The organism is Blautia caccae, assembly GCF_040095955.1.
Classification (GTDB): domain Bacteria; phylum Bacillota; class Clostridia; order Lachnospirales; family Lachnospiraceae; genus Blautia; species Blautia celeris.
In genome coordinates, this window is sequence record NZ_JBBMFP010000009.1 from 198316 (window position 1) to 222149 (window position 23834).

Genomic DNA, 23834 nt, shown 5'->3' on the forward strand with positions numbered 1-23834 from the left:
CCGCATAAAGCAGTTCTGTATACCACAGTCTTTTGCTATCTATATTATAAGTTCGCCTGTTATTAGAAGCTAATACATATATGTATATATTTATTATAAATAATTGTTTATATACAGGGGAATTCATGATAAGATAAAAAAAGAAGCGGTAAGTATTCACCCGGCTGAACGCTTACCAGAAATGCAGGTGGATTTCATGTTTGAAGGAAAAAAATACGTTTATGAAGTTTATAAAACAAGGAGCTTTTCAAAAGCTGCCGCTAACCTCTATATCTCCCAGCCGTCCTTAAGCGCTACCATAAAAAAGATTGAGGCCCGTCTCGGAACCCCCATTTTTGACAGAAGCACCAGCCCTATCATGCTTACAGAGTGCGGGGAAAAATACATACATTACGTGGAACATCTCATGGATATGGAAAATGAATTTGAAAATTATCTGAATGACTTTGAGGCCCTCAGGACCGGACATCTTTCTGTAGGGGGAAGCAATCTCTTTGCCTCCTACGTCCTGCCGCCCCTGCTCTCCGGCTTTATGGGAAAATATCCCTCCATAGAGGTGAAAATGACGGAGTCCACCACAGGCGATCTGGAAAAACAACTCTTTTCCGGCAGTCTGGATCTGGTGATTGACAACTATCCTTTCTCAGATACCATTTATGACCGCCATTTTTTCTGCAAGGAACAGCTTCTTCTTGCAGTCCCCGCAGGACTGGCCCGCGAAAAAGGACCGGATACCTGCTGTCTGGACGCTGCCTCCATAAAAAACGGTTCTTATGAAGAGTGCTGTGTCTGCCCTGATATCCTGCAGCATTTTGCCCATGACCCTTTCCTGCTTCTCAGAGCAGGAAATGACACACGTGAGCGCTCTGACCTGCTTTTAAAAAGCGCAGGTCTTGCGCCCCATGTGCCTCTGAAGCTGGACCAGCAGGTCACGGCCTATCATCTTGCCTGTTACGGCATGGGGATCGCCTTTGTAACAGACACCCTGATCCGGCATGTGCCTGATGACTCCAGGATTGTTTTTTATAAGCTGCCGCCGGACATCTCCCAGCGGAATATTTATTTCTACCACAAACGCTCCCGGTATGTGACAAGAGCCATGGAGGAGTTTTTAAAAATCGCAGGTTCCGGTATCCCCACGGGGCAATGACAAAGACAGGCTCACTCCTAATCTTTCCTGCGGTAATACTGCCTGCCGTACTTTCTGGCCTCATCCTCCACCCAGGCTATTTTTCTCAGCATATCATCCGAATTGCCTACAGGGCTCAAATCCCAGAATACATAGCCGCCGCCCGCTGCGAAGTTATCTATGGCAGTTCTCGCAGACTGCCGCACTACCTCCTCGGACGCTCCGGGCATTCCGGCCTTTCCCTGGGAATCCCAGCCGCCGTTTAATACAAGACAGTTTCCATATCTGGCCTTGATTCCCTTAAGATCATTCATGACCTGGGCCGGCTGCCAGATATTGACACCCATTTCCACAAAATCAGGTATGATCTTTTCACAGCACCCGCACATATGGAGTTCAACCGGCAGCCCAAATTCCTTTGCCACATCAATAAGCCTCTGATAAAAAGGACGGAACCTGTTCCGGAAGGTTTCTGTGGAAATAAAAAGATTCGTGGCAGCAGCCATATCATCATCAATGATCACCACATCCGGTTTATAGATGGGGATCAGATGCCGCATAGCCTCCTCGGTCAGCACAGTGACTGCATCAAACAGCCCATCCACCGCCTCCGGTTCCTCCAGAAGCGCGCATAAACCCTCCTCAAATCCCATCATGTTCATCAGAGGAATGAAAAAGTTACCCCCGCAGCCGTCTGTCCGGTAGCCCATGGCCTTATTGGGGTTATGCATGCGCAGAGCCTCTGCTGCCATCTGCTCCCAGTCAATTTTGGAGGTATCCGGGAAATTCACAAACTCCCTCCATTTTGTCACGTCTTCCAACAGCTTTCTGTCCGGTTTTGGCATCTTGCCCGCATCGTTAATTTCCCACTCCACGTTGAAAATATCAAACTTTCTCTCTTTATTTACATAGTCCAGCATAAAACCCGTAAATACCCAGTCGCAGGCGTCAAAATACAGGGGTACCCAGTCCGGTTCCTCTCCCCGGATAACCTTCAGATAATTTTCCTTCTCGTCTGCCTCACCGCCTACGGAGCTGCTGAATTTCATCCAGTCCAGTACCATATTATCTGCCATAATCCATTCCTCCTTCTACAAAAACGTAATCCTTCAGATAACTGAACAGTTACATGCATCCGGCCATTTAAAATCGCTTTGCCATGGGCCGGATGCTCACTGCTGCCACGCATTCATGCGGTCAGCGCAGTGAATGCGCACACCTGTCTGAACCGTTACATCAATACTGCAATAGCAGAAAAAATAATATTGATCACAATAGATGGAAGGATCACGCTGGTGATACACACCGGATATGATTCCTTCAAATCCGTTCCCGCAAATCCCATTACCCCGTGAAGTCCGCCCGAATGTGGGGATAAGGTGATGCCGCCTGCTGTATTCGCAACGGTTATCTGCCGCAGCAGCCCCGTATTTACTGACGGATTCGCCAGCCATCCTGCCCCAAAAGTTCCAAGGACCGTCTGCGCGGTCACAGCTCCGCCCCCGGTTATAAATCCCGTTACACTTCCCGCTATAAGGCACTGCATATACGGGTTTCCTCCTACATTCTGAACCGCTTCGGTGAAAAGCTGATAACCGTGGGAACCTGTAATAACACCCAGAAAACCCGCAATAACAGCAGCGGCAAAGGTGGGATTTAATCCTCCGGCCATTCCTTTGAACAGAATATCCTTTTCACTGCCCCGAAGCGTCTTCAGGTTCAGAAGATAACATACAATACACGCGATTCCCATGGAGGCCAGTATACTATTGGACGCTTCCAGTCTCCCGATTCCCATAAAAGAAAACCAGCCCGATGTCAGTCCTGTATACAAAAGAATCACCAGTACCATGGGAGCAAGCGCTGCTGCCAGACCCGGCAGATTTTCCCTGTCAGGCTTCACCATCTGCCTGTCAGACTCCGTCTCCACGTATCTGCGTCCTTTTTCTTCCCATCTTTTTTCCGTCCTTCTGATGATGAAATATCCCGCTGCTGCATAGAGGACAAACATTGCCAGACAGATCACCGGCACCGTCCCGGCAGACACCTGCAGCATCTGGGATACCACGGTATTCACCATACTGGGATTTCCCGGAAAGAGCTGTGCTGTGAACAATCCCAGATAAAATACAGAGAGCCAGATTCCTCTGTTTATATTAAATTCCTTTGACAGAACCACTGCCATTGGCCATACAATAAATATCTGTACATAAGGATTTACCCCGCCCAAATTCAGCAGACAGCACACAATGAACATGACCAGCAGTATCTTTTCTTTTCCAAATACATCCACCAGCTTATACGCAATGGCTGAGACCGAACCGGAACGTGACATGAACTCTGAATACACGGCACCGATGGTAAAGATCAAAAACCACGAACCGAAAAATCCCACCAGACCGGGCATGTAGTAATCACTGAAAACCGCCCACAGTCCGATACCGCTTGTCAGCCCCACAATAACAGCACAGATCAGGCTGACAAGAAGCATATTCCACTGTTTAAAAGCCAGGAATACCAGCAGAGCAATGGCTGCCACGATTCCTATTACACTTACCATGTGAATCCTCCCTTTCTCCATTTTTAAACACGCTGTAATCTCTTGGCCTGAAAGAAGATCTTCTTTTATGCTTTCATCATAGCACCGGCAAGTGTAAAAAAATATGCTCATAACACCGAAAGCTTTTCCGGTTCTTTACTCTATTTTGTAGGAACCGGCAGGCCCTCATGTATCTATCATCTCAAAGACAAGCATGAGATACAGTCTTGTCCGATAATCGCTTAACTGCCAGCCGGTGATCTCCTCAATCCTTTTTATCCTGTACAGATAGGTGGTCCGGTGCACGTGAAGGATTTCCTGGGCAATAACTGCCCTGCCGCTGTTTTCCAGACATATTTTCAGGGTATACAGCAGCTCTGTCCCATGCTTTTTGTCGTAATCCATCAGTGCAGCCAGGGGCGGGGCAATATAAAACTCTTTGTTATGTTTCAGGCAGGCTGTCCTTACCATATATTCCAGAATATATTTTTCAAACAGATACACTCTTTCAGTGCTGTCCGTCTGATTGCCTGTTTCAAAAGCGATAACTGCCTGATGGTAATACATGCCTACTTTTTCAAAATCAGAAAACCAGCCGCTGCATCCGATATAAAAGTCATGACGGCCGGCAAAGCTCTCCAGTATTTCATATATTTTCTTATTTTTCCCGGATGGATATCGCAGAATGAGATGAATATGATTTCCATGGACAAACGTATAATTACTGTCCAGGATCCGGTGCAGATACAACATGTGTTCCGCCAGCCTGGAATGCCGGTTATTCTCTGAAAAACTGGACAGATAGACATAGAGATATGTATCTGATTTTTCCCATCCGTAAGACCGGAGTATGGAATCATAGACGTCCAGATAAGGCCGTTCCGAAACGGTAAGCGCCTTCACCATGTGGTCAAACTCCTTTGTCTCTCCCAGATTGACGGGACAGATGTCCAGATACGCCATCTTCACATAATCGGATATGAGCATCAGAAATGACAGATCACTTTCCCTGCAGGGGCGGTAAACTTCATCTGCCACAAGCCTTCCCAGATATTCCTGACGGTGAAAAATGTTATAGTAGATTTTCCGAAACCCGTACATTTTCTCTGAAAAGATACCGGGAATTTTTGTCTTTAACGTCTCCTTGTACTCCGGGTCAGAGACAACAACCATGTATTCATCTTCCGGAAGATAAGCATTCTCAGCCAGGGAAAAGTTCTTATCATGGTTTTTCTTTCCCGGCACGTACATCATGATCCGGAATACAGGGGTCGCGAAAGAGACGGGATTTTCCAATACCTCAAAGAGAATCCTCCCTATCTCGTTCATGGGTGCATGGTCCACAAGACATCTCAGAATCCTCACCTCAATGTCCTGAAACCGCCGGAAGATTTCTGCTGCTTTCTGGAACAGTCGGGTGATATCTGTCCCCTCTTCCACACAGAGGTATTCGCAGGGTATCTGCCTGTAAATTTCCGGCAGTTTTCCTATACAGATCAGTGATATACTGTTTTCTGCCTCCGGAACATCCGGAAGATCTTCTGCATCTGCAATGTAAAGACAGGATTCCCGGAACCTTTCTCCTGTGCAGACCTCCACGCTTTCCAGGTAAAAAGAAAAGGGGCGGTTCGTCTGCTTTCTTTTTATGTCCTGACTGTCCAGATAATCGGAAATTATGGTCATATTCAGCTTCATACCTTCTCCTCCTCAAACAAAACCCATCCCGGCCTTCCGCATTTTACTGACACGGAACTGCATGCAGCCATCTTCCGGCTGTATGAAATGCACATCCTGCCCGGAGAGTCTCTTCTGTGATCACAACACTTATTCCAAACCATATCTCCTGTAACAAAACGTAAAAAACAAAACAACAGCAAAGAAATTGATTCCTATGATCACCATACTCTCAGTCCCTGCTCCATGGGTTCCGATCCCCTCCATGATTTTGCTGACCTGCTGGGAAAAGATGTACTTTGACACCTTTGCGATTTTCTCATTGAAGGCCGCCAGCATGGGAAGAAACGAGAGCACCATCATGACAGGAACTGCTATGGAAGTGGCAGCCATCTGCCCTCTGCTCTTCACCCCGATCGCTGCTCCCAGAAGCAGGGAGAGCACGATTCCCACACACATGGCAAGCACAAAACCGGCCAGTTCCTCTCCCCTGAAATTTCCCATGATCCCGAAAAACAGTGCGCCAATGGTGCATATCATGAACACATAACCGCCTGTTCCGAGCAGATATTCCCCTGCCTTTACATTGGACATAAGCAGTACGCGCAAAGTGTTGCATTCTTTTTCCTCTGATATAATTGCCGCCATGGAGGTGAGAGGAGCCATGCCGATATACATGGTGGCAAATAAAATCACAAAGAAATTATCCTGCATTCCCTGCATATCTATGGTATTCTGCATCACAGCCGTCAGCAGCGGGAACATAACAAACTGAATCAGTATCACTTTATTTTTCAGGGTATCTTTTACCTGTTTTTTCCATACGGCATATATCTTTCTTCCATCCATGCTACTCAAACCTCCTTCCGGTCAATTCCAGAAATACCGTTTCCAGATTTGGCTCTGTAGAGTGGATACTCTCCACCTGTTCCGATGCAAAAAGCTCCTGAATCTTTCCGGCAGATTCCCTGCTGTTTCGAAGATCGATCTCCCGGCCGTCCTTCAGCAGAATCCTGACCTGGTTCTGCTCATTATATTTCCTGCAGATTTCCTCCGGTTTTCCGTATTCCACGATTTTCCCCTGGTTTAAGAGCGCAACATGGTCACATAATTTTTCTGCCTCCTCCATATTGTGGGTGGTGAGAAAGACTGTGGCTCCTTTTGCCTGCTCCTGACGGATCAGGTTATGGATCTCGCTTACTGTGGAGGGGTCCAGCGCACTGCCGGGTTCATCCAGAAAAAGGATTTCCGGGCTGTGCATCAGGGCTCTTGCCATGACCAGGCGCTGCCGCATTCCCTTGGAAAGCTTGCTGACCGGACGCTTCTCTGCCTCCAAAAGTCCCACAGCGCTTAGGATTTCCCGTATTTTTGCCTTTGGTATCCTGTAGATTTCCGCGAATAATGCCAGATTATCACGGCAGCTCAGACGGTCATACAGTCCGGTGTTATCCAGCACCATGCCCATCTTTGTGTAAATACTGCTGGTAAGTTTTCTGGTATCCGTTCCCAATACTTCCGCCCTTCCTCCTGTCTGTACAAGCTGTCCCGTAAGTATCTTGATCAGTGTTGTTTTCCCGGCTCCGGACGGGCCAAGCAGGCCGAAAATTTCACCTTTTTTCAGTGTCAGGCTGATGTCCTCCAGAACTGTTTTGTCTCCGAACCTTTGGGTGATTTCCATTATTTTTATACTGTTTTCACAATCCATTTTATTTCTCTTCCCCTTCCCATTTTTTCTTCATGCGGTTCAGACCCTCTTCCAGTTTCCGGTCCTCAGCCTTCATTTTCAGGCGCATAACACCTATGCTCACAGCAACACTGATGGCAAAGCAGACAATGAAACATACCCACGGTTCCCACATATTTACGGGAAACCAGCCGAATCCCCAGATTGCCATACAGGTGATCGTCAGAATGGACAGCAGCATACATACGGTCCGCCCGGTCCCTGACAAGCGTTTGAACAACTTTTCCGAGAAGAACAGGTACTGCATACAGGTCACCAGAAAAGAAGTCAGCAAAAACTCCGCCATGACCTCCAGAGGAATCCCCTGCCTTCCAAGCCTGAATATGCCGGAAATTTCCTTTGCCGTTTCGCCGAAAAAAAAGGCGATCAGAATCAGTATAGTGGCAGTGATCCCGTAAATACAAAACACATTTCCCAAAAAATCAAATATCGTTTTCTCTCTTTCCATACTCTACCGAACCCCCAGTTTTTCTTTCATATACTCTGCATATTGTCTGGATACAATCAGTTTTTCCCCGTTTGTCATAGTCACAAGAAGACGCCGGTTCAGCTCTGACTTCAGAGAAGCAATGTGCCGGAAATTAATGATGCAGGACTTGTTTGCCCTGAAAAAATCAGCGTCCTCCAGTTGTTCCTCCAGCTCATAAAGCTTCAGATCCGTCTCATACACCTCACTTTTTGTATAGAGAAATGTTTTTTTATCCGCGGTATCAATATACAGCACATCCACTGCCTCGATGAGATACATCTCCCCTGCTTTATACCCGGCAAGCTGTTTGTTCAGCATATGCAGCATGGAGAGTATTCTTTCGATCTCCGGTGTCATTTCCGGGCATGTTACGTGGATGTGAGTCTCTTTTTCATCTGTGTCCGTGTGCACGGTTATCTTCACGCAGCCATCTCCTTTCCCTTCTGCCTAAACCTTAACAGACTCTGTTTAAATGCGCAATAGCATGGGGCCCCAGTTGCCCTATTCGGGTACCAAGTTACCACGCACGCCAAACAGACTGATCTGCCGGACAGCAAAAAATATCAAGTTTCTCTCTTTCTTTCAAATTATAATCTTTTTATAACAGAAAGGAATGATGTGAAATATGGAAAAAACAAACGTATATCTGAAAAATTTTACAGGCACAAGCTATGAAGTGGGAATACAGATTGGGAACTGGATATTATCTGCGCCGGTTCTGCTGCAGAGGGCCTTGCTGCCGCCCGATACCTATCCCCATGATAAATTTGCGCAGATCACCGCTCTGCTGGATGAATACTGTCCCGGTATCAACGAGGAGATTCTGGGCTTTTCAGACACCGTCGGCGTTCATGCGGAACAGATCCTCTTCTACGCAATGACCTATCTGGAACGCGGATGCAGCCTGATGGCAGCCCTTCCATCCAAAACAGAAAACCGCCACACCATGATGGCCAGAAATTATGACTTCCACGATGAAATGGAGGAGATGTGCTTTGCCTATACTGATATCAAGGGAAAATACCGCTATATCGGCTCCACCCTGCATCTGTTCGGCAGAGGTGACGGAATAAATGAGCATGGCCTCGCAGTGTGCCAGGCGGGGAACGGACTTCCCGTCGGCAATTTTGAGGGTGCACAAAAGCCGGGGGTAACGGGATTCCAGCTCTGGATCGTTGTGCGCAGTATTCTGGAAAACTGCAGAACCGTGGAGGAAGCAATCCGGTGGACCATGGATGCCCCTATTGGTTTTAATATCAATTTGATGTTGGCTGACAGCTATGATAGAATAGCATTATTACAATGCATAGATGGCCACAAGGCATATGAAATCCTGGACAGCAGCAGTGAAAAAACATATCTCACGTCCACAAACCACACCCTGTTTGAGGAAATCAAGCCCTACGAAAAAATGGTTATCGAAAATTCCCTGATCCGTAACCGCAATATAGAAAAACTCTTTGAACAGGACAGGCGTATTTCCAAGGAAGACATGAAACATCTGTTGTCCGCTCCCTATCCTGAAGGCCTCTGCTGCCACTACTATAAAGAATTTTTCGGAACACTGCGCTCCATGGTATTTGATGTGACAGATAAGACCATAGAGATGACATTCGGCTCACCGCAGGTAAATACATGGCAGACATTTTCCGTCGGCATGCTGGATGCCTGGGAAATACCGGCACTGCTGCCTCAGGAAAAAGCAGGCCCGGAATTCTATAATATACTTTGACCGAACCATAAAAGGAGGGAGGAGACTGTGAACGACCATCAAATCATCGGACAGGCTATTGTATTCATTGAGAATCATTTGTATGAAACGATTACAGCACGTGACGCCGCAGAAGCGGTCTCCTACTCTTATTATCACTTCCACCGCTATTTCAGCGCTGTCATGGGGGAAACCATCGGAAATTACATACGAAGCAGACGCCTGACACAGGCTGCGTGGGACTTGACCCACAGCGATAAAAAGATTATTGACATCGGACTTTCTCTTTATTTTGAATCAGCAGAGAGCTTTACCCGGGCGTTTAAAGACAGGTATTCCATGACACCCTCCGAATACAGAAAACATGGAATTGATGTTCTGATCGGAAACCGCCAGTCAGCGCGGCTCCCTGATGAGACCATTGTCACCCATGCCGGATTAACCCCGGAATTTGTCTCCATGCCTGCCATAAATATTATGGGATTTCGGTTCAATACAACGGTCAGCGGCAATGAATCAATTGCCATGTGGGAGCAGTTTAACCGACAGATTCCCGCCTCGCTTCTCTCAAACAGACGGTTTGGCGTATACGAGGCAGGGGAAACCTGCTCTTCTGACGGATTTCACATAGACAGCAAAACTTCCGCCTTTGTGGGGGTTGAAATTCCGAATGCGTATCCTGTGCCCGACCATATGAAAAAGAAAAAGCTCTGCGGGGGCACATACGCAAAGTTCACGCATAAAGGAACTGTGGATACTCTGCTTAGAACCTATCATTATATCTGGGGTGTCTGGTTTCCCAAAAGCGGGTTTGAGCTTGCCGCCCGGGATGATTTTGAATGTTATACAGAACGGTTTACAGGACCGGAAGATGAAAATGCTGAGATTGATATTTATTTCCCGGTTCATGATCGAAAACGGGGATAAAAAAGCTGCTGCAAATGGAAGATTCCATCCATTCACGGCAGCTTTTTTCTTTCACCAATAGTGCCCATACTCCGCCGTTCTTCTAACAGCGCTTCATAAGGCGAATATAAAACTCAACGGTCTTTACCAGGGTTTTCACGGGAACTCTTTCATTGTTTCCATGAATCATACCTCGCTCCTCTTTAGACAGCTTCATCGCAGAAAATTTGTACACCCTGTCCGTGATCCTGCAGTAATGCCAGGAATCGCTGCATGCCATCATGAGATACGGGGAAACCAGTGCCTCTGTCCAGGTGTCGCATACTGCCTGGGATAAAAGTTCCCATTCCCTGCAGGAAGTATCCGACTCTGCGGAAGGATTTCTTCCCTCCACCACACGCACTTCTATATCCGGATTCTGTATGGTGCGGGACAGATAATCCCTGGCAGACTCCACGGTATCTCTGCCAATCAGCCTCAGGTTCATACCCACAGAGGCCATGGGCGGAATCACATTGTAGGCCTTTCCGCCCTCCATTTTTGTCATGGCACAGGTGGTCCGCATCATGGCATTCAGCTCACCGCCGGACTTTTTGCACACCTTGTCAAACAGCCCCTCAAAGCACCAGAGATTTGCAAAAATCACTCTATACAGAAAACCGGAGTGGCGCCCCAGTATGTCCAGCATTTCCCTCACGGGTTTGGTAAGCTGGCGGGGGAAGGGATGGTTTTCCACCTCTGTCACTGCCTTGGCAAGCTCTCCAACAATGGTATGGACCGGAGGCATGGAGGCATGGCCGCCGTTGCTTTTTGCGTGGAATTCAATGTTTGTAAGACCCTTCTCAGCGATACCGATGAGGGCACATTCCCGTGAAACGCCGGGAAATACATTTTCCACCACGGCGCCGCCCTCGTCTACTACCATAGCCGGGGAAATGCCGTTTTGTTCAAACCAGTCCACAATGGACGGACAGCTCGGCCCATTGATCTCTTCCTGTCCGGAAAAGGCAAAGTAAATGTCATGTTCCGGCACAAATCCCTCTTTTAGAAGCTGCTCCGCAGCCTCCATGATTCCGCAGAGGGTTCCTTTGGTATCCAGTGTTCCCCTGCCCCAGAGCACACCATCCTCCACAATGCCTGCAAACGCCGGCTTCTCCCACTGTGATTCCTCCACAGGCACCACATCATAATGGGACATAAGGACAACCGGGCGCCCCTCCTCTTTTCCTTTCCAGTGGTACAGCATGCCGTTAACCCCGATAAACTGGCGGGTCAGACGGCTGTGGATCTCAGGATAGATTCTCGGAAGCAGTTCCTGGAATTTTTTAAATTCAGCCTTGTCTATGAGACTTTCGTCATTATACGATACGGTTTTGCAGCGTATCATCTCTGCCATGTCCTGTACCGTCTTTTCTTCATCTACTGTGACCTGCTCCCCGGAGGGCTTTGGCCCCGGCTTTGGCTTGAACATCGCCGCCCGCACTAAGATAACAGCCAAAAATGCAATGACTGCCGCCAATAGAATCCACAATATCATCTGCAGCATTTCAAATCCCTCCTATAACTTTCCATTCTTATATAAAAATCTTGCCGAGCCAATGGCGATCAGCGCCCCAACAGGTACCAGCACGCCCACAGACCCGGAAAGGGACGGTACCAGAAGAAACAGTATGACCATAAAAAGCAGCGGCGCCACGGAAATCTTCCAGTTTTTACTCACATACACCACCGCCAGACCGCCGAATAAGGACGGAAGTATATTGTCAAAGGCAGGCTTTACTGCCGGATTATTCAGTATTGGGGTCAGCGGTACAAGAAGCGCCACGCCCAGGGCAATGACTATGGTGGTGACAATGGAGGAGGTGGCAACCGCTATGGTGGAAATCACCTCTCCCTTCTCTGTTCCCGGTTTTACCCTTGCATTCTCCATGGCGGTGAGGGCTGCCGGAACCTTCAGGTTGGTCAGATTACCGGTGACAAAGGCCAGATAAGACCCGGCTGTCCCCAGCATGGGAACAAAGGTCACCACCTCGATCAAGCCAACCGTCCAGAAAATAGGCGCCACACCCAGAAGTCCTTTGAGTACCGGTTTCCAGCCCGGCCACGCCTGATAATAGATACAGGTGACAATGGGATAGGCGAAAATCATGCCCAGCGCGCAGAGAATCCAGATGCGCCCGTAAATGTGTGTCATGTCTTCATATGTTCTGCCGTTTTTCTTCATCCTGTCAACCTCCTATCATGGGTGTGATAACCGCCGCAAAGATCATAGCTCCCAGCATACTGACAGGAAGCGCATAATTCTCCAGCCATTTCCAGCCGCACTTTTTTATGAGAATCCCGCAGATACCCATAAGAAGAGCGGAAAACAGCAGGACAAAGATTGGGATCCAGCCCTTCAGTCCATTGCGGATATCAGAGAACACCATTCCCAGAAATGCGGATATCATGCCCAAAAACATGGCTGTCATAAAAATATCGCCCCATTTGCTGTCCTTATTCTTGATCTTCAGCAGGCCTCCCTGAATCTTTTTGATAAAGAGGGGCACCCAGATAAGCCCCGGAAAGATGCCGAGTGTCATGACCCAGCAGATGGCTGTATAGACTTTCGGGTCTGTCACGGTCTCCGACAGGGAGATATGCAGGGCATTGGCTGTGGACGTGGCTGCCGGAAGTTCATATGTAATGGCTCCGATGACACTGAGCCTCAGCCACGGCAGAGGCAGCCCCAAAAACTTAGACAGTGTGATGACGCCCAGCAGTATGGACACAGCCGGGGCCAAGGTAAATACTGCGGTAGACAGAATGGTCTTCTTCATCTGCGCTGTCTCGATTCCCAGGCTTTTTCCCCGCCTGTAAGCCCGCACCAGGAAAAATATGGACTGGGCAATAACGAACAGGATCACCAGTCCTGCCAGGGTAAACAAAAAGGTACTGTTTGGCTGAAATTTCATGTGTTCTCCTCCCTTGTCAGCTTCCGTATCCAGTTCCCATAATGGGATTCCAGAAACGCCGGTACACATTTGAATATCTGGTCCGCGTTCAGGCAGCAAACCACAACTGCCGGGGATGCTTTCATCACAAACGCCATAAAAAATGACAGAGGTATGACAATGCCCCAGATACTGATCAGGTCCATTTTCACTACAAACATAGCATTGCCGCCGCCCCGGATGATCCCGTTGTTGGTGGGCATCTGGTAGGACATGCCCACACAGACTACACTCAAAATGATCAGGAATGTGTTGGCCATATCTTTAGTTGCAGACGACAGATCATAAAGATTCAGAATTGGAATGCGGATAAAGAATAAAAGGATTCCCGATAAGATTCCAATCACCAGGAACATTCTCTGCATCACCTTTGCGTACACCTTCGTCAGCGCTATGTCTCCTGTTCCGATGGTCTTTCCTATGATGATTGATGCCGTGGAGGCTGCTCCCACTGCTGTGGATTTCACCATCAAAAACAGTGTGGACGCCGCGCTGTTGGCGGCAATCGCCGCGGATGTCATATGCCCCAGGATCACTGTCTGCAGAGCAGTATTGACACCCCAGAGGCTCTGTACCACCACCATGGGTGCTGTGATCTTAAAGTAGTCCCTGCACAGAACTTTGTCGAATGACAGATAATCTTTTAATCTGAGATTCAGGTTCTTTTCCTTTTTTGCTATGTATAGGATCAGCACAGCGCACTCTGCGATTCTGGCTGTCAGCGTTCCCACCGCTGCGCCTGCGGTTCCCATTTCCGGTGCGCCGAAGTGTCCGTATATGAGGACATAATTGATTCCGCAGTTGATAAAAAATGTCATAATGGAGAGGCCAAACGCAATCTTTACCACCTCCACGCTTCTCAGCGCTGCCAGCAAAAGCTGGGTAACCGCAAAAAACAGATACGTGAACCGTATGATATTCAGATACTGCACACCCTCCTCGATGATGTGTCTGTCAGTGGTAAAAACACCCACTGCCTGGAAGGGAAACAGACTGACCAGCACAAACAAAAGGAGCGCCACCACAAGCCCTGCATGCATAGCTGTGGCTGCAATCTTTTTCATGGGTTCCGTCTGCTTTTTCCCCCAATACTGGCTGCAGAAGATCACAAGCCCGTCTCCCAGTGCCATAAGGATCTGCTGAAATACAAACTGGATCTGATTGACCGCTGCCACGCCTGCCAGTGATGTTTCACTGTAAGCTCCCAGCATCATATTATCCGCCAGATTTACGCTGAGCGTGATAACGTTCTGCAGCACCAGTGCCGCGTATATAGAAAAAAAGCTGTAATAAAATGTTTTATTTACCTTGATATGTAAGTTCGTGTTTTCTGTCCTGCGTATTCCTGTCATTTCACTGTCTCCATCCCTCTTCTGTCCATGCATCCGTGTGTGTCATTACACTTCATAGTGAACCATATTCTCCTCAATTTTGGGGCTGTTGTTTTCTTTTACACGCTTTAACGGTAAAATCCCAGCCACCTGCTTTCCTGCTGAAAGTCCATCTGTATCACAGAGCCACTGGCTACAGATTTCCTCTCTATAAACCGCTGTATGACCGTCTCATGGGAAACCACAATTATCTTTTTACAGTGCATGTATTTTTTCACTGCCAAAAAGGCCCTTTCTCCAACCTTTGAAAGACTTTCCCAGTGGTATTTACATTCGCTGCACCACTCTCCTTCATACCGTTCCATCTCCTTAAGAATAGCCGGGATTTCCTCCGGCCCCGTGTATGTAAAGGTCAAATCAGGCATCCATTCGTGCAGGTCTGTTTCCACGGTCAGGGGAATACCGGTAACCCGGGATATGACAGACGCGGTTTGAAGCGCTCTGGTATAGGGGGAAGAGAGAATCAGATCCGCACCCGGAAGTCTTTTGTCCCCAGCCGCCTGTTCTGCCTGCTGCACTCCCTTCTCTGTCAGTTTTGCCAGATCACGGCCGTGCCCTGCATAACCTCTCTTATCAACGTCAGAATAATCCGGTTCCCCGTGTCTGACCAGCAGTAAGTCCATGATAATGCTCTCCTTTTTCCATTTTTTCTCTTAATTTAAAATTATACTCGTTTTTGTCAATTAACGCAATGAATTTTCCTTTTCATTGCAAACCGCCGCCGGGAATACTATAATATAAGAAAAACAGCAGGAGGCCTGAATTTGTACCATATATTAATTATTGAAGATGATACGGATATCCGCAGTGAACTGAAGCTGATGCTGGAAAACGCATTGTATCAGACAGATGTCATAGAGGATTTTACCCATATTCCCGCTCAGGTGGACGCGCTCTCCCCTGATCTGATCCTGCTGGACATCCAGCTTCCGGGAGTTGACGGTCTGTCTCTGTGCAGGGAGATCCGCAAAACAAAAGACACGCCTGTCATCTTTGTGACCAGCCGGGGTTCCTCCATGGATGAATTGAACGGCATCATGATGGGTGGCGATGACTACATCACAAAGCCCTACGTGGCCCCCATTCTGCTTGCCAGAATAGCCGCGGTGCTGAAACGCTCGGGAAGGGAAAACACAGCCACGGATGCCTGTATCCTGACCTGCCGCGGATGCCGGCTCAATCTTCTGAACAGCACTCTGGCCTGCGGGGATAAGACAGTGGAGCTTACCAGAAACGAGCTGCGCATCTGCTGGAATCTCTTTTCCAGGTGCGGTGAAATCGTACCCAGGGAAGACATTATAGACGATCTGTGGGATAATCAGATATTCATTGATGACAATACACTGAGTGTGAACATCACCCGTATCCGCGGCAAGCTGCGCAGGATCGGCGTGGAAAATCTGATTGAGACAAGGAGAGGACAGGGGTACCGCATATGAATTTTCCGGAATATATCAAAGACAAAATACTGACCATACTGATGCAGATACTGTGCATGACAGGCAGTTTTATCTACCTGTACACCTGCGGTATGAAAAAGAACCAGCTTCTGCTTTTTTATCTGGCCTGGCTCTTTCTTCTGGCTGTCTGGTTCACCGTTGACTGGTACAGAAGAAGCCGGTACTTTAAAGAGCTGTTCCACATATCAGACTCGCTGGACAAGCCCTATCTCATATCAGAGGTCATGCCGGATTCCTTCCGCCTGGAGGACCGGCTCTATAAAAGGATCCTCAGAAGCTCCAACAAATCCGTCATCGACACAGTCCATCATCTGGAATCCGAGCGCACAGAGTATAAAGACTTTATAGAGAACTGGATACACGAAGTAAAACTTCCCATCACCTCCATGAACCTCATCTGTGACAACAACAAAACAGCAGAGACGAGAAAGATCAAAGCCCAGCTCTCAGAGCTGGAAAATGATGTGGAAAAAGCACTTTTCTATGCCAGATCTGACACGGTGTATCAGGACTACTTCATACACCGGATCGTGCTGAAAGACGCGGTTCTGACTGCCATCCAGCGCATCCGCCCTTATTTGATACAGAATCAGGCGCAGGTAGAGCTTCACGGCTGTGAGGAAATGGTATACTGCGATGATAAATGGCTGGAATTTATTTTAAACCAGATATTTCTCAATGCCGTCAAGTATAAAAAAGAGGAAAGCCTGCGCATAACCATTGATACTCTCAGGGAAAATAACAGCACTGCACTTATTGTTTCAGATAACGGTATCGGCATTCAGGACAGTGAGATCGGGCGCATTTTTGACAAGGGATTTACCGGAACCAACGGCAGACATAACCGGCAGTCCACAGGGATCGGACTGTATCTGTGCCGAAAGCTCTGCAGAAAACTGGGAATCTCCATAGAAGCCCGTTCTGAGGAAGGAAAATACACAAAAATACTGCTGCATTTTCCTGACGGCAGCAGTCATTTCTCCAGAGACGGACAAAATGCAGAAGCCTGAGCCAATCTGTTACTGTTCACTGCGTGCCCAGTAACACGCTTCGCGAAGAACAGTTCTGCCCTTTAGGGTACAAAATGCAATAAATTGCATTTTGGCGCTGGCCAACTCGGGATTTTGCTTCGCATCGCGCAGCATCCCCTTGGGGAAAACCCCTCGCGGAACATTGGCCGTGAACAGTAACGCCAATCTTTCAAAATTGTAAGGTTACTGCAGACTACATTGATATGAAACACAGACGCTTTCCGGTATCATAGAACCAAGAACAGGGAACTCCCCTGTACAACAGCCGGAAAGGAAGGATAACAAGATGGAAGAATTAATCCGTGTGGAGGATATAGAAAAATATTACGGAAGTAAAAACAATCTCACAAAAGCTGTGGACCGCATCTCTTTTACTGTCAGCAAGGGGGAGTTCACCGGTATCATGGGAGCCAGCGGAAGCGGCAAAACAACACTTTTAAATCTGCTGGCAACTGTGGATATGGTTACCTCAGGCCATATCTATTACGGTCCCGAGGACATCACAAGGCTCAGCGAGGATAAAATGGCTGATTTCAGGAAAAACAATCTGGGATTTGTCTTCCAGGACTTCAACCTGCTCGACACGCTGACCATTCAGGAGAATATTTCCCTTGCCATGTCACTGACAAAGAAAAGCAAAAAGGAGATCCAGGAACGGACGAAAAAGATCATGGAGCGCCTGGATATCCTGCCCCTTTGCGACAAATTCCCCTACCAGGTATCCGGCGGACAAAAGCAGCGCTGTGCCTGTGCCAGGGCACTGATCAACCATCCGAAAATTGTTTTCGCGGATGAGCCTACAGGCGCTCTGGATTCCAAATCTGCCCGGATGCTGCTGGAGACTTTTACCCATATGAACGAGCAGATGAATGCCACCATTTTAATGGTCACCCACGACGCTTTTTCTGCCAGTTACTGCAAGCGCATCTTATTTTTAAAGGACGGAAAAATCTTTCATGAACTGCAGAAGGGCTCCAGAAGCAGGAAGGAATTCCTGGATGAGATCCTGGATGTGCTCTCCCTGACAGGAGGTGATGGGGATGCTGAATAAGCTGGCTCTTCGCAATGCCAAACGCTCCTTCCGAGACTATCTCATCTATCTTCTGACCATGGTATTCACTGCTGCCCTGATGTTCTCCTTTGACTCCATGATCTTCTCAGAGGATGTAAAAAAGCTATGCGCCGAGGCGGGAATGATGGGCGCCATGCTGGGTCTGGCCACCTTCTTTATCGTGCTGATCATGATATGGCTGGTGCACTATATGATGAAATTCATGGCGGAAAAGCGAAGCAGGGAATTTGCTACCTATCTGCTTCTCGGATTTCACAAAAAGCAGATTGCAAGGCTGTTTTTAAAAGAAATGCTGCTTCTGGGCCTGGCTGCTTTCTTCATCGGCCTGCTTCCCGGCCTCTTTCTGCAGCAGGTTATCACAACCCTGATCTATGCCATTGTGCAGGCTGACTACACGATCCATATCCAATGGAACATAGCGACTTTTTTTATGACTGCAGGGATTTTCTTCGGCTCCTATGTGCTGGCAATGTTCCGGAGCAACCGGCGTTTTAAGAAAATGAATATCCGTGAGATGATGTACCTGGACCGCCAGAATGAGGAATTGAAAAACGGAAATAAATCGGGAAAACAGTGGATGTTTTTTGTCTCCCTATTCACGATTCTATTGTTTGGCTGGATGCTGTACTTTGGGCATTTTAATCAATGGAATGTATATCCCATGATCGCGGCACTCATTGTCTCCGTCTATTTTCTGTACATGGGGCTCTCCGCTTTTCTTATCAGCTACATCCGGAAAGGAAGAGCCGGCGTATATAACGGAGCCAATATATTCCTTCTCAGGCAGCTTGCCTCCAAAGTAAAAACCATGCAGTTTACGCTGGGCACACTCACGATTCTTTTTATGGTGGCCCTGGTGGGGGTATCGGATGCCCTGATGCTGAACCAGTTTCAAAACACACAGGTGCAGGAAAAATATCCCTTTGATGTTTGCATATACAACGAACATACCGATTATGATTTTGCCGAAGAGAAAGCGCTGACGGAAAAGTACGCGAAAATCACAGATTTTCTGGCCTATGAGATTTATCAGGATCATACCAATTCCTGCAATCGTTATCTTACGGAAGCGCTTTCTGAGAACGACACTTACTATTACTCCTGTTTTAAATACGACACCTATATGCGTTTAAGCGATTACAACCGCCTGCGGCAGATGCTGCATCTGGAGCCGGTCAGCCTTCAGCAGGACCAGTATCTGATACAGACAAAAAAGAGGCTGAAAAAAACACTGCTGCCGTTCTCCGAAACCCCTTTGCACATTCAGGGGCAGGACTATGTCTGTGCCGGAATCTATACCGATACCTTTGAGCAAAGCGGACACAACGGTGCTGATTATATACTGGTCGTCCCGGATGAAACGGCGGCCTCCATGACGCCTTACTACTCCCTCATGGCAGCCAGTATAAAAGGCAGCCTTCCGGATGATTTCTACGACCAGGTGCTGTCCATGTGGGGCATCAATATGAAAAATAATTCCTATGAAGAGCTGGATAACTATATGGACAGCCTGGACCGGGGAACCGGATCAGATGCCATCTATGTGTCTGATAAGCTGGTATTTCTGAAAGAAAACGACGCAAGGGAAATGAAATTTCTGCTCTCCACCCTGATCTTTCCGCTGATCTATGTAGGGCTTGTGTTCCTCTGTGTGGCGCTCACAGTGCTGGCAGTCCAGCAGCTCTCAGATTCCGGAAAATACAAATACCGCTATCAGCTTCTCGGCAAACTGGGCATGCGGACAAAGGAACTGAACCAGATAATTTTCCGGCAGCTTGTCATTTACTATATCTGCCCCTTTGCAGGAGCGGTACTGCTCAGCGGAGGCATTGTGGGCTTTATCAGCCATAATTTCGTCAAATACTCCGGTGTGCAGGCACCGTCCTGGTCTTACTTCGGGCTTGCACTGCTGCTGTTCGGCGGTGTGTATATAATTTACTTTATCGCAACTTACATTGAATTCAAACGGAATATCATGTCCGCGCAGAAAGTGCCTGATGTGGAATAACATTTAAGGGGAAGCCCGGTTTACCGGACTTCCCCCTGATATTGTCCCCTATGCTTTTCTGTTCTGAATAAAATACTGGTAGGCTCTTCCTATAAATTCAGAGGCCCCTTTGCCATAGTTTTTATCCATAGTATCAATCAAAAATTTTTCATGCAGATAGCCGTCAATCATGTTTTCCCAGAAGTTTTTGCCCATTTCCATTCCTTCGTACAGTTTTTCCGTGATATCCACACATTCCTTTATGATCGCCTGCACTTCCTCCGAGCCCGGGTCTCTTGTCAGATTGGATACCAGAGCCTCTGTAAGCTCCTTGTTCCGCTGCAGTCCGCCGTCCTCTTTGAGTTTCTGTCCTTTTTCCATCAATTCGGGCATATGTTCCAGATTCTTTCTCATGGCAGATATAAAATCATCCATACTGTCATAATTTTTCTTGGCAGCGTCAACCAGGAAGGACTCTTTTCCTTTCCACTTACTCACCCAGTCATCAAATGCTTCCATGCTTCCAAAGCTTTTTATGACAGCATCCTCATGCTCCTTCCGGAATTCGGATAGCATGTCAAAATATTCTTTTGTATCAAATTCTTCAAAACTCATACACGTTTCCCCCTTTTCTAATTTTCCCAACAGACGAATCATTTTGTCCAGCCGTTTTCTCTTTGTCTCCAATAGTTGTTTCTGCTGCTTATACGCCTCTGTTTTGTCAAAGGCCGGATTTTCGATAATTGCTTTGATCTCTTTTAAAGAGAAATCCAGCTCCTTGAAAAACAGTATCTGCTGCAAGGTTCCAAGTGCAGCGTCATCGTATAAGCGGTAGCCGGAATCCGTCAGCTTCGTTGGTGCCAGAAGCCCTATCTCGTCGTAATACTGTAATGTCCTTACGCTGATCCCTGTTAGCTCAGAAACCTGTTTTACTGTCTTAATATGATTCCACTCCCTTCTGTCCATGTGTTTTTTGCAGCTCTGTATCATATTTCTTTTCTATGATAATTTCATCTTACACTATCACGGAACGTGAGAGTCAATATTGTTTTTCAATAAATTTAAAAGGGGGAAATATAATTTTTATCCTTGGATATCTCCGTTTGCACGGAGCAGTTCTTTTGCGCATTCCATATAATAATGGCGCCCATTTGCGCTTGTTTCGTATTCTGCCGTTTTTTCCAGAGCTGCGGCTTTTAACTGCAGCACTTTGCTGTCAGGTTCCGCAGCCAGCAGCAGATCACAGAGCTCCAGGCACCACTGGTACTCTTTTTCCTTTAGTGCCTTTTTGGCCGCCTCAAAAGTTTTCGTTTTGCCGCCTATCAGATCCAGCATTTTTTCGGAATGCGCTTTCGGGGCAAGGGGATGGAGATTCGTCGGATTTCCGTCAAACCATCCTAAATATGCCGAATAAATCTCTCGTACCGTCCACTCCACACATCCATAATGCTCTGCCAAATACGGAAGATTTGCATATTCCCCGGGCAGTCGGATTTCAGAAGCCAATTCTTCCGGGCTTTTGCCTGCATTCATTCCCTCTAATGTTTTGGTGAGAATATAGTCAATAGAATTTTTAAAATTCCCCAGCACTTCCCGGATTTTTTCATTGCCGGATATCAGCGCTGTATGGCCCGGCAGAAGATATTTTGCAGGGTAAGACATGAGCACATCAAGACTGTGGATCCACGTTGCGAGATTGCGGTACTGTCCGCCGCGAATCGCGTATAAATTGGGAAAACAGCCAAAATAATTGTCGCCGCAGCACAGCACCTCCTTTTCAGGGAACCATATCATGATCTGTTCTTCCGCCTCACCCGGAAGACGAACCATCTCGACCTGTACCCCGTCAATTTCTCTGACAATGCGCTCCTGCTGACAAACCCTGGTCGGTGGGACAAAAGCCCTGTGTTCCCCGTAGACCACGCCCTCCCGCGGTCCGATTCCCTGAGAGATGGCTTCCTCGTCTGTGAGAGAATATCCAAACTGCCGTTTTCCCCGCAGATTCTGAATATCCTGCAGAAGTTCCGTTTTTTCCAATACAGCAGTTACAGGTTCAAAGGCTATGATTTCCTCTGCGCTTTCCTGAAATGCCCCTGCGCCGCCCCGGTGATCGGGATGTCCGTGTGTATAAAGAATGGTTTTTACTTTTTTGCCAGTATTCTTTTCAATGATTTCTGACAATCTTTGCCCGCGCTCCAGGGTGTCCAGAGTATCAATTAAAATAACGCCGGCAGCCCCCTCAACAAAGACAGCGTTGCTGTGCCCGAAGCCTGATACGAACCACACCCCTTTTGTCACTTCAGAAACGGTTTCTTTGTAATTTTTTTCTGTAAAGTCCCGTAATGTCTGACCGCCATTTTCTATAAGCATATAATTATGCCTCCATTCCTTTGGTTTTTCTCTATTTTACCACAATTACAGGGGTGTGAACATGAGAAACTTGCTGCCGATGCCAGAAGGCAGAAGGAAATGGACGAAAAAACGGCATAGCCGTAATGGCTGATGCCGTTTTTTGTGGTGATGTTTTTATGTCCTGTCATGCTGTGTTTATTCTCCGTGATGCCCGTTTCTATGCCCGTGTTCTGTATTTTCATAGTCTGAGTCGCCGGAAGAATGACTGCTATGCTGATTTTCCTGACTCTCTTCCGACTGGTCACCCCTGGATTTCTCATCGTGTTTTCCATTGCCCTGGCCGCTGTGTTTTTCTCTGTGGCCTTCTGTCTCCGTGTCATGTTCCCGGCTGTGATGTTCACGGTACTGCTGACCGTATGAGTGGCAGGCCTCATTGGCGCTCTGCTGCATATCTGCCTCCTGCTCGTCATCATGGCAGGAAACCTTCACCTTCGCCTTATCCCCCTGGCACTCCTGATAGGAATCTGTCTCCATAATGGCCTGCAGCGCTTCCTGGTAATGCATTCCCGTCACATCCACCTGGGAGATTATGCTCTCTCCGTCTTCGTTCAGACCCTCCGCTGAAATCACCGTTTCTTTGCCGTTTACGGACAGACCAATCTCAACCGGGCCTTCCATAGTGATATATGCTGCCTCGGCTTTTATCTCATAAGCCCTCATACTCCCCGCAAACACCAGTACCAGCAGCAAAGCCCCTGCCAGTGTCCGGTAAAATACCGGTCTTTGGTAAAAGCGGCGTTTTGAACAGGAATCCAGTTGGGCGATCAGGGTTTCCTTTGTTTTTTCCTTCATCTGCTCATCTGCTTTTACAGAATCAAATGCGTCTCTGATTTTTCTGCTCACTCCACGTCACCTCCTACCATATCCTTCAGCATCTGTCTGGCACGGTTCATCCAGGTATAAACGGTATTCTCTTTTTTATGCAGGATTCCCGCTATTTCCACTGCTGTGTATCCCTCGTAATAGAAGAGATAAATAACGGATTTGTATTTGTCCGGCAGTTTCAGGACTGCCTCCCGTATGTAAGATAAATCCTCCTTCTCCTCTATGGGAATTTCCTGTGCTTCCTCCAGGGAAGTATGCCTGCGGAAAATATTCTTCAGGAAATCCTTGCACTCATTAATCGTCACCCGGATGATCCAGGCTTTTTCATGTTCCTTAGAGTCAAATTCCGGATTGGCGCGCATCAGCTTCAAAAAGACGTTCTGCATAATGTCCTGGGTGTCATCATAATTCTTTCCATAAGAATAGCAGATACGGGTTATGGTATCTGCGTATTCTTCCACTATTACATTGATGTCCCATTTTGTCATCAT

At 47.5% G+C, this 23834-nt stretch carries 23 protein-coding genes; 7 read left to right on the plus strand and 16 right to left on the minus strand.

Annotation, left to right across the window (positions count from 1 at the left end; all coding sequences use genetic code 11):
- Positions 1 to 196: 196 nt before the first annotated feature.
- A complete protein-coding gene (locus tag WMO65_RS12170; RefSeq protein WP_033140527.1) occupies positions 197 to 1150 on the plus strand; it encodes a LysR family transcriptional regulator in 954 nt (317 codons plus the stop codon).
- Between the two features lie 17 nt (positions 1151 to 1167).
- On the opposite strand, the gene WMO65_RS12175 is transcribed toward WMO65_RS12170, so the two are convergent.
- The 7 genes from WMO65_RS12175 to WMO65_RS12205 form a co-directional block, all read right to left on the minus strand.
- The gene (locus tag WMO65_RS12175; RefSeq protein WP_148391602.1) at positions 1168 to 2205 is read right to left on the minus strand and encodes a uroporphyrinogen decarboxylase family protein; all 1038 of its coding nucleotides are present in this window, start codon (positions 2203 to 2205) and stop codon (positions 1168 to 1170) included.
- A 155-nt stretch (positions 2206 to 2360) separates the two neighbouring features.
- Complete coding sequence (locus WMO65_RS12180; protein ID WP_158587338.1) at positions 2361 to 3689, minus strand: GntP family permease; 1329 nt, start codon at positions 3687 to 3689, stop codon at positions 2361 to 2363.
- A 165-nt stretch (positions 3690 to 3854) separates the two neighbouring features.
- Positions 3855 to 5363 (minus strand): helix-turn-helix domain-containing protein, encoded by a 1509-nt coding sequence (locus WMO65_RS12185; protein WP_148391606.1) that lies wholly within the window; start codon positions 5361 to 5363, stop codon positions 3855 to 3857.
- 129 nt (positions 5364 to 5492) lie between these two features.
- Complete coding sequence (locus WMO65_RS12190; RefSeq protein ID WP_148391608.1) at positions 5493 to 6191, minus strand: ABC transporter permease; 699 nt, start codon at positions 6189 to 6191, stop codon at positions 5493 to 5495.
- Position 6192: 1 nt separating this feature from the next.
- A complete protein-coding gene (locus WMO65_RS12195) occupies positions 6193 to 7047 on the minus strand; it encodes an ABC transporter ATP-binding protein (RefSeq protein ID WP_148391609.1) in 855 nt (284 codons plus the stop codon).
- A gap of 1 nt (position 7048) precedes the next feature.
- The gene (locus WMO65_RS12200; protein WP_148391611.1) at positions 7049 to 7534 is read right to left on the minus strand and encodes a hypothetical protein; all 486 of its coding nucleotides are present in this window, start codon (positions 7532 to 7534) and stop codon (positions 7049 to 7051) included.
- 3 nt (positions 7535 to 7537) lie between these two features.
- Complete coding sequence (locus tag WMO65_RS12205) at positions 7538 to 7978, minus strand: LytTR family DNA-binding domain-containing protein (protein ID WP_103731706.1); 441 nt, start codon at positions 7976 to 7978, stop codon at positions 7538 to 7540.
- Positions 7979 to 8180: 202 nt separating this feature from the next.
- Here WMO65_RS12205 and WMO65_RS12210 point away from each other — a divergent pair, with 202 nt between their 5' ends.
- Both WMO65_RS12210 and WMO65_RS12215 read left to right on the plus strand, forming a co-directional pair.
- Positions 8181 to 9287, plus strand: coding sequence for a C45 family autoproteolytic acyltransferase/hydrolase (locus WMO65_RS12210; RefSeq protein WP_148391612.1), 1107 nt, complete (start codon positions 8181 to 8183; stop codon positions 9285 to 9287).
- Between the two features lie 27 nt (positions 9288 to 9314).
- On the plus strand, positions 9315 to 10193 hold the full coding sequence (locus WMO65_RS12215) for an AraC family transcriptional regulator (RefSeq protein ID WP_148391613.1): 879 nt from the start codon (positions 9315 to 9317) through the stop codon (positions 10191 to 10193).
- Between the two features lie 82 nt (positions 10194 to 10275).
- Here WMO65_RS12215 and WMO65_RS12220 read toward each other — a convergent pair whose 3' ends face one another.
- From WMO65_RS12220 to WMO65_RS12240, 5 genes are all read right to left on the minus strand, one after another.
- Positions 10276 to 11718, minus strand: a complete 1443-nt coding sequence (locus tag WMO65_RS12220; RefSeq protein WP_148391615.1) for a M20 family peptidase — start codon at positions 11716 to 11718, stop codon at positions 10276 to 10278.
- A 12-nt stretch (positions 11719 to 11730) separates the two neighbouring features.
- On the minus strand, positions 11731 to 12396 hold the full coding sequence (locus WMO65_RS12225) for a membrane protein (protein ID WP_033140536.1): 666 nt from the start codon (positions 12394 to 12396) through the stop codon (positions 11731 to 11733).
- A gap of 4 nt (positions 12397 to 12400) precedes the next feature.
- Positions 12401 to 13126 carry a DUF5058 family protein gene (locus tag WMO65_RS12230; RefSeq protein WP_033140537.1) on the minus strand — a complete coding sequence of 242 codons (726 nt, stop codon included), beginning with the start codon at positions 13124 to 13126 and terminating at the stop codon, positions 12401 to 12403.
- Positions 13123 to 14517, minus strand: a complete 1395-nt coding sequence (locus WMO65_RS12235) for an MATE family efflux transporter (protein WP_103731702.1) — start codon at positions 14515 to 14517, stop codon at positions 13123 to 13125. The genes WMO65_RS12230 and WMO65_RS12235 overlap by 4 nt, the downstream gene beginning before the upstream one ends.
- Positions 14518 to 14624: 107 nt before the next feature.
- Entirely contained in the window at positions 14625 to 15179 is a 555-nt protein-coding gene (locus WMO65_RS12240) for a histidine phosphatase family protein (RefSeq protein WP_052099300.1), read from the minus strand.
- Between the two features lie 141 nt (positions 15180 to 15320).
- On the opposite strand from WMO65_RS12240, the gene WMO65_RS12245 reads away from it, so the two are divergent.
- From WMO65_RS12245 to WMO65_RS12260, 4 genes are all read left to right on the plus strand, one after another.
- A complete protein-coding gene (locus tag WMO65_RS12245) occupies positions 15321 to 15995 on the plus strand; it encodes a response regulator transcription factor (RefSeq protein ID WP_103731701.1) in 675 nt (224 codons plus the stop codon).
- A complete protein-coding gene (locus tag WMO65_RS12250) occupies positions 15992 to 17026 on the plus strand; it encodes a sensor histidine kinase (protein ID WP_033140539.1) in 1035 nt (344 codons plus the stop codon). Before WMO65_RS12245 ends, WMO65_RS12250 begins: the two co-directional genes overlap by 4 nt.
- 307 nt (positions 17027 to 17333) lie before the next feature.
- Entirely contained in the window at positions 17334 to 18098 is a 765-nt protein-coding gene (locus WMO65_RS12255) for an ABC transporter ATP-binding protein (RefSeq protein ID WP_033140540.1), read from the plus strand.
- Positions 18088 to 20127 (plus strand): ABC transporter permease, encoded by a 2040-nt coding sequence (locus WMO65_RS12260; RefSeq protein WP_148391616.1) that lies wholly within the window; start codon positions 18088 to 18090, stop codon positions 20125 to 20127. The genes WMO65_RS12255 and WMO65_RS12260 overlap by 11 nt, the downstream gene beginning before the upstream one ends.
- Before the next feature lie 48 nt (positions 20128 to 20175).
- Here WMO65_RS12260 and WMO65_RS12265 read toward each other — a convergent pair whose 3' ends face one another.
- From WMO65_RS12265 to WMO65_RS12280, 4 genes are all read right to left on the minus strand, one after another.
- Positions 20176 to 21072 (minus strand): MerR family transcriptional regulator, encoded by an 897-nt coding sequence (locus WMO65_RS12265; protein ID WP_243128779.1) that lies wholly within the window; start codon positions 21070 to 21072, stop codon positions 20176 to 20178.
- A 117-nt stretch (positions 21073 to 21189) separates the two neighbouring features.
- Entirely contained in the window at positions 21190 to 22476 is a 1287-nt protein-coding gene (locus WMO65_RS12270; protein ID WP_148391617.1) for an alkyl/aryl-sulfatase, read from the minus strand.
- A gap of 177 nt (positions 22477 to 22653) precedes the next feature.
- Positions 22654 to 23361, minus strand: a complete 708-nt coding sequence (locus WMO65_RS12275) for an anti-sigma-I factor RsgI family protein (protein WP_148391619.1) — start codon at positions 23359 to 23361, stop codon at positions 22654 to 22656.
- Complete coding sequence (locus tag WMO65_RS12280; protein WP_054351069.1) at positions 23358 to 23834, minus strand: RNA polymerase sigma factor; 477 nt, start codon at positions 23832 to 23834, stop codon at positions 23358 to 23360. The genes WMO65_RS12275 and WMO65_RS12280 overlap by 4 nt, the downstream gene beginning before the upstream one ends.